The 10068-nt window shown below is 43.3% G+C and carries 7 protein-coding genes; 4 read left to right on the top strand and 3 right to left on the bottom strand.

What is annotated here, in order from left to right; all coding sequences use genetic code 11:
- The first annotated feature begins 490 nt into the window (after nt 1-490).
- Nucleotides 491-1231 carry a 5-oxoprolinase subunit PxpA gene (locus ACK5MF_RS12340; RefSeq protein ID WP_416922639.1) on the top strand — a complete coding sequence of 247 codons (741 nt, stop codon included), beginning with the start codon at nt 491-493 and terminating at the stop codon, nt 1229-1231.
- Between the two features lie 53 nt (nt 1232-1284).
- Here ACK5MF_RS12340 and ACK5MF_RS12335 read toward each other — a convergent pair whose 3' ends face one another.
- The 3 genes from ACK5MF_RS12335 to ACK5MF_RS12325 all read right to left on the bottom strand — a co-directional run bounded on the left by ACK5MF_RS12335 (nt 1285) and on the right by ACK5MF_RS12325 (nt 6138).
- On the bottom strand, nt 1285-2748 hold the full coding sequence (locus ACK5MF_RS12335; protein ID WP_416922637.1) for an FAD-dependent oxidoreductase: 1464 nt from the start codon (nt 2746-2748) through the stop codon (nt 1285-1287).
- A 280-nt stretch (nt 2749-3028) separates the two neighbouring features.
- Complete coding sequence (locus tag ACK5MF_RS12330) at nt 3029-5464, bottom strand: ABC transporter permease (RefSeq protein ID WP_416922635.1); 2436 nt, start codon at nt 5462-5464, stop codon at nt 3029-3031.
- Entirely contained in the window at nt 5461-6138 is a 678-nt protein-coding gene (locus ACK5MF_RS12325; RefSeq protein ID WP_416922633.1) for an ABC transporter ATP-binding protein, read from the bottom strand. The genes ACK5MF_RS12330 and ACK5MF_RS12325 overlap by 4 nt, the downstream gene beginning before the upstream one ends.
- Between ACK5MF_RS12325 and tesA the strand changes: the two genes are divergently transcribed.
- The 3 genes from tesA to ACK5MF_RS12310 all read left to right on the top strand — a co-directional run bounded on the left by tesA (nt 6137) and on the right by ACK5MF_RS12310 (nt 10056).
- A complete protein-coding gene (gene tesA, locus ACK5MF_RS12320) occupies nt 6137-6736 on the top strand; it encodes a multifunctional acyl-CoA thioesterase I/protease I/lysophospholipase L1 (RefSeq protein WP_416922631.1) in 600 nt (199 codons plus the stop codon). The two genes, ACK5MF_RS12325 and tesA, sit on opposite strands and share 2 nt — an antisense overlap.
- A 110-nt stretch (nt 6737-6846) precedes the next feature.
- Nucleotides 6847-8052, top strand: coding sequence for an enoyl-ACP reductase FabV (gene fabV / locus ACK5MF_RS12315; RefSeq protein WP_416922629.1), 1206 nt, complete (start codon nt 6847-6849; stop codon nt 8050-8052).
- 351 nt (nt 8053-8403) lie between these two features.
- Entirely contained in the window at nt 8404-10056 is a 1653-nt protein-coding gene (locus ACK5MF_RS12310) for a P-loop domain-containing protein (protein ID WP_416922627.1), read from the top strand.
- Nucleotides 10057-10068: the final 12 nt, after the last annotated feature.

Below are 10068 nucleotides of genomic sequence, written 5' to 3'. Positions count from 1 at the left end.
ATGGTGAACAAGATGCGATTATTGGCTCAGATTGAACCCAGGATGGGTGCCACGTAAAAGTAAGTGATAACTTTAAAGGAAATGTGACATATCACTCAAAACGCTGTGACGTGTCAATTTCAAAACAGATTTAATCTACCTTCAAATCAACTTTAAATACAGCTATAAAAATAAATAAACCCTAGTATTTTGAACAATTGATATGATGTTCATTTTACTAGGGTTTGCGTGTTCACATTTCGCGACGCGCTACATCAAGTATACGCCAATAGTTGCGACAACATTGATACTATATTGTTTATATTGGATATATTGCTTGTATTGAATATATTGTTTGCATTGAATATTTTGCTTAATTATTTTCAAAAATGCTCAGTTTTTAGCCAAACAAGCATCAAAATCATGCAATAAACGATGAGCGTTATCGCTGTTTATTTATAATAAATTCTGTATGTTGTAATAGCTTAAATACTAAGGAACGATGACTCAGGTGAAAAAACGGACTATCACTCTCAACTGCGACATGGGCGAAAGTTATGGTTGTTGGCGTATGGGTAACGACGAATTGGTGATGCCATGGGTTGATATGGCAAATATCGCCTGCGGCTTTCATGCGTCAGATCCACATGTCATGAGCCGCACTATCGATTACGCTATCCAACATGATGTTCAGATAGGTGCTCATCCCGGTTACCCGGATTTACAAGGGTTTGGACGACGTTCGCTCTCTTTTTCGGAAGAAGAGATCTGTGAAATTCTGATTTACCAGATCGGGGCTCTCAAAGCCTTGTGTGAAAGTAAAAATACTGAAGTCAGCTATGTGAAGCCGCACGGTGCTTTGTATAACGATATGATGGCGAATGAAGATGTGTTTAGAGCGGTGGCGGATGCCGTATCCTGTTTCAACATTCCACTGATGATATTGGCTTCAGGTAACAATCAACGTTATTTAGATATCGCAGATAATTATGATGTTCCCTTACTGTTTGAAGCATTCGCGGACCGAACGTATTTATCCAACGGTCAACTAACGCCGCGCTCCATGCCTAACGCGGTCTTAACTTGTGAAGATGCGATTTTAAGTCAAATTAAGCAAATAGCAGAATACGGTAAAGTAACCACTGCTGATGGCACAGTCATCGCAATAGAGGCAGACACCATTTGTGTCCATGGTGACAACGATGCAGCGATTGAACTTATCGCAAAAATTCGCGCTCAGTTAGATGGTTAATCAGATTGAACATCGGTGCCCATTCACGGATTAGAAATTTTTCTAAAACGGTATTACTTCATGCCAACAAATTTGGCTAATGCTTGTGGATAACCACGCTCATCAGCCAATTGCTTCGCTCTAACCTCGATATCGCTTGCACTAAGCGACATACTGATCGGATGTTGCTCTTCAATTGAAGCGCCGGTGTTCTGGCTGTCTAGTTCCCAAGTCGAAACTATCTTTCTTACTGCTTCTAAAGCCGATGAGCCTTTGACAACTTCCAGACGAGCGTAGTGATTATCTTCAAATGATACATCTGCGGCACGCAACGTCGCATCATTGCCGGGAATTTGTTGTGCGCCGTATAAAGGCTTTCCGCCAACTTCTGCCCCCGCAAACTCAGGCATAAATTGACTGACATGAGCGATAGCCATTTGTGTCCGTTCATTAAGAACATCACTCTTCCACCCCTGAAGTATTTTTTGCTCAAGGTACTTTGGCAGAACAGGTTGCGAAGAGTTATCTACTGATGTGACTAACCCATCTTTAAATAACGTAATATCTTCCGTCATGCCATGTAATTGGAAAACACCGTCAGCGTAAGGTGTTAACTGAGCCATACCATTTGGAGTGCCACGCTCTCCATGAAAAACGACTTCTGGCCATTCATGTTGACATAGCGGCCAATGAGTGACATAAGCCGCTTTAAACTCAACCATACGCTTGCGTTGATAGTGAGCCATGTCATCGACTTTACCCGTTTCGTAACCACACGCATTAATGAGATAATCAGCTTCGACTTGATGCTGCATGCCATCAATATCCACGTAAGTAAGTAACCAGTGGTGATCTAAGTACTCAGCATTGACTAAAGTAGCATGAGTCCTCACCTGGCAGTTGTTCATCGCGTTCAACGCCAATTCTGCACTGGCAGCAAGTCGGAAAACGCTCCACCCATATTCTTGCACCACGACCACAGGGTATTTAATAGCATGTAAATTAGTATATTTAGCGAATGGGATTAACCAATCTTCATCACTTAACGGTTCTGTGGGTTGGGACTGATGAAGCAACTGCTCCAACTGATCTCGTTGGTAAAGCGAATAATATTTCGATGGTTCATCCATAATTTGATTTCGAGCGTCTTCATCAACCAGTTGTTGATAACAAGCCTGAATTTTATTCAAACGTGGAATGATATCTTGTGGGTCGCCAGAATCGGTATCAGGAATAGCGATCACTGTTGGTCGTTTGTTTAAAGTGTGCGGAAACAGGCGAATCGTTTCAACTGACTGACGCAATAGCTCAACACATTGCTGTTCTGAAATTTCTCTGTATAAGTTGCCACCAGCATGTAAGTGACAAATGGGTGGACCATTAACCAGACTCGGTCCTTTTTCCAACAACTGTACATTAACACCCAATTCCCCTAAGTGAATCGCAGCAGTGGCACCAGCAACACCACCGCCAATGATGGCAATACGAGGTGACTGAAAATTCTGAGTATTCTGAGACATTTCGCTACCGATAGTCATGCAAACTAAACCCATTCTAAAACGAATAGAGTGTTATTAAAATCACATTTTTTACGCGGCTATAGTCCGACTAAAAGAAAGTTGCAACATAAAAATTTGAAATAAATCGCTTGACTCAAGAACCTAGGGTTGATGAATTTATAGCCTTGTGCATAAAGAATTCTCGACAGCCGAAGGTTCTACAGGGCTAACAGTGAAATCCTCATCAATGGTGATCTGAGTTATCCCAGTATTTATCCACCGTTTTTGTGGATAACTCTTTCACTTACTCAAGGAACACCTAATTAAATGCTTTGTTTATAGGAACTAACAAACGTTTAATCAAACTATTCACGACAGCGGCTAATGTGCAAAAAGTGATGATTGGAAGCACTAACCACATATTCAAATGCAGCGACGGTGACAATTGAAAACCAAATTTCATCACACTGGCAACAACCACGTCAGCGCTGAGAGCGGCAATAATACCAGCGATCAGAGCCATTAAACCAAATTCTGACCAAATCGTCTGTGTGACTCTGCGACGGCTTGCTCCTAACGTTCTATAAAGCCGAATCTCTTGTTGACGCTGGCTCAAACTTAAACGCAATAGCGTAAAAATCAGGAGTATCCCAGCAACTACGCCCATTAAGGCAAGAACCGTTATCGACCAGACGATTTGAGTAAGCAGATCTTGAATTTTCGCCCCCATGGCTCGAATATCCATCAAACTGACCGTTGGATGATTGCGAGACAACTCACTAAGCACACCTTCATGCTGGGATTCGATTCTAAAGCTGACCAACCAAGAACTCGGAATATCTTTCAGTAAATCCGGGGTGAAAATAAAATAAAAGTTAGGTTTCATTGCTCGCCACTCTACATAGCGTATCGTATTTATCGTCGCATCAATAGATTGGCTGTTGATAACAAAAGTTAATTTATCGCCAATTTTCAAACCAAGATCTTCAGCAACACCTTGTTCAACAGAGACGCTCTTAGAGTCCGTCCACTGACCAACAATTAACTCATTGTAAGTGGGTAAAGTGTCACTCCATGTAAAGTTAAGTTCTCGCCTTAATGCATCACTGCTTTCCTCTCCATGAGCATAAGTTTTGGCGTCTATATCGTTTATCTGTGTCAAACGTCCTCGAATGATTGGGTAAGCTTCTGAACGCTCAATATTCGACTTGTCTAACCTGTCTAGATAGGCCTCTTTTTCATATGTTGCGATATTGAATGCGAACGCATTAGCAGCATTGGCAGGCAGCGTTTTCTGCCAGTCTGAAAGTAAATCGGTGCGGACTAACCACATGACAGCTAGCAACATTAATGAAAGAGACAAAGCACCAAACTGAATACCGGTTGCAACTGATGAACGATTAATTCGGCTCAGCGCCAGTTTCATCGAAGTATTGAGTGACAATCTCGCTAATGAACGTGTCACCACAATACTGATAACCGCGAGAATCAGAAACAAAACTGACATACCAGCAAGCACGATCCAAACTAATTTGTTTTGCCAATAAACAATGAGCATTGGCAGCAAAGGCACCAGTATTAACCCGATATTCCAGCGTATTCGGTTCTGCTTTTGACTTGCTTGCATCACACTGGCGGCGTTGACGTTTAACAAATGTCCAAGAGGAATGCCTAAAGCAGGAACTGCGATTAATATGCTTGAAATTAGTGCTACCAGAGCAGGTTTAAATCCATAACTTGGTAAAGGTGTAGGAAGCAGGTCAACTAAAGGAACTCTAAGCAGATATTCCAGGCCAATGCCGATAAAAACGCCACTGACTGCAGCAAAAGCTAACAACAAAGCAACTTGAATAGCCAGCCATCGCCCTACCCATTGCTTGCTGGCGCCCAGGCTTTTAAGCATCGCAATCGTACGCTGGCGAGTTGAAACATAGTGCTGACAAGTCAGGACTAAAGTGGTGGCGGCCATAATAATGACAATAGCAACCGTTAGAGACAAATATTGTTGTGTCCTTTCAAATACCTCATTGGTTCTACTGCCGCTGTCTTGATCTCTCCAACGTTCGCTTGGGGTCAGTGTTACGGCTTTTTTCAATCGTTCTATCGTAGAGTCTTCAGCATTGATAAAAAGTTGATACTGAACTCGACTACCGATTTGAATCGCACCCGTACGCTCTACATCGGATAAATGAATAAACACCGACGGCATTTGTTGAAAAGGATTAAAGCTCAATCCTGGCTCTTGTAATACTCGCCCTGATACCACAAAATCCGCATCGCCAATAGTGACATTGTCACCTATGTTAACATTAAGCTCGTTGAAAACTCGTTCATCAAGCCATAGTTGGTTTGGCTCTACTTGGTGTGTCACGGTTTGACCGTCGGATAGCTCGATGTCGCCACGCAACGGATATTGGCTATCGACCGCTTTAACGGTAACAAGCTTCATGCCGTTGTCGCTAAATGCCATTGTTGAAAAACGAGTCATTGTCGACGTTGACAGCTTTTCTCTTTGCGTCAGTTGGAGCAACATCGGAGGCAACGGGTTCGCCGAAACAAAAACACTGTCTGCGGTTAAAGCATCCTTACCTTGCTTAACAATCACTTGTTCCATTCGATCAGCCAACGCCGTTAATGCGAAGACACAAGCAATAATGAGCGTTAAAGCAATAGAAATTGGCCAAAGTTGCCCATGACGAATTTCACTAATGCTCCAGCGTAATAAACGTTTATTTAATGACGGAGCCACGCTCATACCCGCTCCTCCAACATACCCGCTTTCATATGGAAACGTCTTTGACATCTTGCCGCAAGTACAGGGTCATGTGTCACCAAAACCAATGTTGTTCCATGTTGAGCGTTGAGTTCAAAGAGCAAATCAATGACTTTTGCTGCGGTTTCCTGATCGAGATTCCCCGTTGGTTCGTCAGCAAACAACACTTGTGGGCCAATCATAAAAGCGCGGGCTAACGCTACACGTTGCTGTTCCCCGCCAGAAAGCTGGCTTGGTGAATGGTGAATTCGATGCTCAAGACCAACCGACTTCAAAAGTGCTTCTGCGCGTTGCTTGTCTTCTGGTTCACCTTTTAACAGACACGGTAAAGTGACATTTTCTAATGCAGATAAGCTTGGGATGAGTAAGAAACTTTGAAATACAAAGCCCACGGATTGACTGCGAATGGAAGCTCTGGCTTCGTCATCAAGTTCAGCTAATGGCTTACCCAAAAGATGAACTTCACCGCTAGTTGGTGTGTCCAAACCCGCAAGAAGTGTCATTAACGTGGATTTACCCGCTCCGGATGTTCCTACGATAGCGACGCTTTCGCCTTGGGAAATATCAAGATTCACCTCTTTGAGGATTGTTAATTGCTCCTGATTGGTGGAGACTACTTTTGATAACGATTGAGCTGAAATAACGGATGATTGCATGACTAGACTACTTTCCTTACTTCTTGTTGTATTTTTCTCTGCTAACGCTAGTAGTAACACACTCTTAGTGTTAGGTGATAGTTTGAGCGCTGGCTATAACATGTCCATAGAGCAAGCTTGGCCTAATTTGCTTGGTGATGCTTTAAAAAACAAAGGAAAATCTGTAACAGTAATTAACGGCAGCATTTCGGGGGATACCACGGGTAACGGGCTATCACGCTTACCTTCCTTACTGAAACAGCACAAACCAGACTCCGTGTTAATCGAGCTTGGTGCAAACGATGGTCTGCGCGGATTCCCTCCACAACTGGTTGAAAATAATCTAAAAACAATGATAGACACCATACAAGCACAAAATAGCCAAGTTATACTAATGCAAATTCGCATACCACCAAATTATGGCAAGCGTTATAGCGAAGCGTTTTCGCAGCTTTATCCTACTATTGCCAGCGAAAAATCTGTTCCTCTTCTTCCATTTTTCTTAGAGCAGGTCATCGTTAAACCTGAATGGATGATGCAAGATGGACTACACCCTAAACCCGACGCACAGCCTTGGATTGCAGATTTTATGGCGGAACAATTAAAACTTCTATTGTGAGATATTTCCTACGTTGTAACTAAAAATATGCAACTCAGTTGCCTCAGCTCAATAAACTTTACTTAGCTTTACGATATTGTGACATCCCCTAGTTCCAGAAGGTATCAATAATGCTCATAGAACCCGTAATACAAGGTGTGGTTGCACGTACCGCCCACCCTTTCGGTTGCGAACAAGCCATTTTAAAGCAAATTCAATACGTTAAATCAGCAAATCCCATTAAACACGGTCCTAAACGCGTTCTGATCCTTGGATCATCATCAGGCTTTGGGTTAGCTGCACGTATCGCATTAACATTCGGCGGAGCAAACGCAAACACCATCGGCGTTTCTATGGAAAGAGGTCCATCTGAAAAAGGAGTGGGCGGTGCAGGCTATTACAACAACCACTTTTTTAAAAAGCATGCGGAGAAAAATGGCAATATCGCGGTAAATATTGATGGCGATGTCTTTTCAAAAGACATTCGTGAACAAGTGGTTGAGGCTATCGAAACTTACTTCGAAGGCGAAGTGGATCTTATTATATACAGTATCGCCAGCGGCATGCGGCGCAAAGGTGACAGTAATGAATTCTGGCGCTCAGCCATTAAACCTATTGGTGAAGCCGTTTCCGGTTCAACCATCATTCTCGAGAACGATAGCTGGGTAAACAGTACTCTTGAACCAGCGACAGACGATGAAATCACCAGTACCATCAAGGTAATGGGTGGCGAAGACTGGGAAAACTGGATTGATACCCTGATCAATGCTGATTCTATCGCTGAAGGCTGTAAAACCGTTGCCTTTTCATACATAGGTCCTGAAATTACGCACCCTATCTACCTTGATGGTACCTTGGGGTACGCTAAAGTAGATTTACACCAAACCAGCCACTCGCTTAATCTGAAATTGGCGAATTACAATGGTGGCGCTTACGCTTCGGTATGTAAAGCGCTGGTAACTAAAGCAAGTGTGTTTATTCCGGGTTTAAGCCCATACATCTTAGCGCTCTATCAAGTGATGAAAGAGAAAGGTACTCATGAAGGTTGTATTGAACAGATGCAACGTTTATTTAGTGAGAAGCTCTATCCGGGCGAAAACGTTACAACGCCTGTAGATAATGAACGACTGATCCGCATGGATGATTTGGAGCTCAACCAAGATACACAGGCAAAAGTTACCGCTCTACTCGCGGAGATGCATGAAGGTAATTTCAAACAGCTTGGCGATTACCAGGGGGTTAAACAGGAGTTCCTCAACTTGAATGGCTTCGGTTTCGACGCTATCGACTACGCTAAAGATGTCGATCTCACGCAGTTCGTCATTGAAGACAACTAACGCAGTGCATGATGGCTAAGAAATCATCCATCTATAAGCCACATACAAAAAAACCGTCAATGTTGACAAATACCCTACAGGCACTAAAACTGTACTGCTAGATTGAGTACAGTTTTGCTTCATCCCTCCAATATACTCAAACTACTTGAAGTTGCAGGTAGGCGGCAAGTGAGTGAATCCCCATGACCACAGATAACCATGCGTGATTGGGGTGAACGAACGCAGTCCCCATGCCAAAAATAAAGCGCTGCAGCTTCAAGTAGGAAGAGTATATTAAGCAATACATAACTTTACTCACATGACGGGGCTACCTATAATCGCCCCCTTTTTATCATTTCAAGAGCGGTCGTGATGGACGTATTAACAGCAAAACTGAAAAAACTCGAGAAGCAGAATTATCGCGCCTATCAGCAAATTAAAGGTCAATATGACTTCGGCGATTACAATCTGTATATCGATTATGTTCAGTCCGATCCATTCGCGTCGGCTTCTCGCTTACGCGCAACCAGAGCTTGGTCACTCACTGGATTAGCGTGGTTGAAAGACAAGTCTGCTGCCTATCAAATGGCTGCGCGAGACTTTATCGCACGCTCATTTGCAGAATTTGCCAAACAAGAAAACTCAGTAACAATACATATTACTGGGCAAACAGTGATGGACAGCACTGCGGTACTATTTACCGAACACGGCATTGAATTACGCTTCCGGATGTCACTACCCGCTGAAGGTCGTGATATTTTGGCTAAGAAAGCATTGAATACTTTGACCTTCCATATGCCTAAGTTCATTCGCAAAGCAACAAATGCACGTGAACTTGATTTGCAAGCACTCGCCCATCATTGTGAAGTTGTAGAAGATCAAGAAGCTTTACGTGCACAATTGACAGCAAATAACTTGGTTGCCTTTATTGCCAATGGCAGTGTGTTACCACGGATCGCGGGTAACTGTGATCTGCCGATGAAAGATGCGGTTACGTTTCAGTCCCCAACAGAACTAGAAACTGTCCTGCGCACCCCAAATCAAGGGGACATTCGTGGGCTTGGCATCCCAAAAGGGATTACTTTGATCGTTGGCGGTGGTTTCCACGGCAAATCCACCTTGCTCACAGCAATAGAACGTTCCATTTACAACCATATTCCTGGTGATGGCCGCGAAGGTATCGTTGCTGACTGCAATGCGATGAAAATTCGCGCAGAAGATGGTCGATGTGTGCATAATCTTAATCTCTCAAACTACATTAACCATTTGCCCCTAGGCAAAGATACTCGCGATTTCAATACGCAAGATGCTTCCGGTTCAACCTCTCAGGCTGCGTGGCTGCAAGAATCCATTGAAGCTGGAGCGACAACACTGTTCATTGATGAAGACACGTCGGCAACAAACTTCATGATTCGCGACGAACGTATGCAAGCTTTGGTCAGCAAAGGAGATGAACCGATTACACCGTTAGTTGATCGTATTGGTCAGTTACGAGATGAAATGGGAATATCAAGTTTAGTGGTTATGGGCGGCTCTGGTGACTATCTGGATATCGCAGATACCGTAATTCAAATGCATGACTTCCAGCCAATTGATGTGACAGAGAAAGCTCAGCAAGTTATTGCACTTCATCCGACTGAACGCAAAAACGAGTGCGAAACGCCTCTCGAAAACATCGCTCCTCGCGCGTTAAATTGTATGGCTCTGCAAACAATACTGGCAGAAGGTAAGTTTCGCGTATCCGCAAAAGGCACCGATTCACTGCGTTTCGGTAAAGAGTTCACTGATTTGTCAGCTTTAGAGCAGATTGAGTCATCATCGGAGATCAACGCTATCGGTTGGCTGTGGTTTCAACTGGCGCAAACACCAGGATGGTCAACAAATCCAGCGAAAGATTTCGTCGAAATGCTGAATACTGACTGGCATGAAAGAATGCCAAACCATGGTGACTTAGCAAAACCGCGTATTCTAGATACCATGGCAGCGCTCAATCGTTTTCGTAAAGCTAAGTTTAAAAACGCATAGTTCATTAGAGTT

The organism is Vibrio sp. (assembly GCF_047973365.1).
Classification (GTDB): domain Bacteria; phylum Pseudomonadota; class Gammaproteobacteria; order Enterobacterales; family Vibrionaceae; genus Vibrio.
The sequence above is the reverse complement of the archived record's forward strand: the minus strand, read 5'-3'. Positions and strand labels throughout refer to the sequence as shown.

Bases quoted from the DNA above. Each gene is read 5' to 3' on its own strand.
- ACK5MF_RS12325 (WP_416922633.1), bottom strand. From the start codon at position 6,138: ATGCAATCATCCGTTATTTCAGCTCAATCGTTATCAAAAGTAGTCTCC.
- fabV (WP_416922629.1), top strand. From the start codon at position 6,847: ATGCTCATAGAACCCGTAATACAAGGTGTGGTTGCACGTACCGCCCAC.
- ACK5MF_RS12310 (WP_416922627.1), top strand. From the start codon at position 8,404: ATGGACGTATTAACAGCAAAACTGAAAAAACTCGAGAAGCAGAATTAT.
- ACK5MF_RS12335 (WP_416922637.1), bottom strand. From the start codon at position 2,748: ATGACTATCGGTAGCGAAATGTCTCAGAATACTCAGAATTTTCAGTCA.
- ACK5MF_RS12330 (WP_416922635.1), bottom strand. From the start codon at position 5,464: ATGAGCGTGGCTCCGTCATTAAATAAACGTTTATTACGCTGGAGCATT.
- tesA (WP_416922631.1), top strand. From the start codon at position 6,137: ATGACTAGACTACTTTCCTTACTTCTTGTTGTATTTTTCTCTGCTAAC.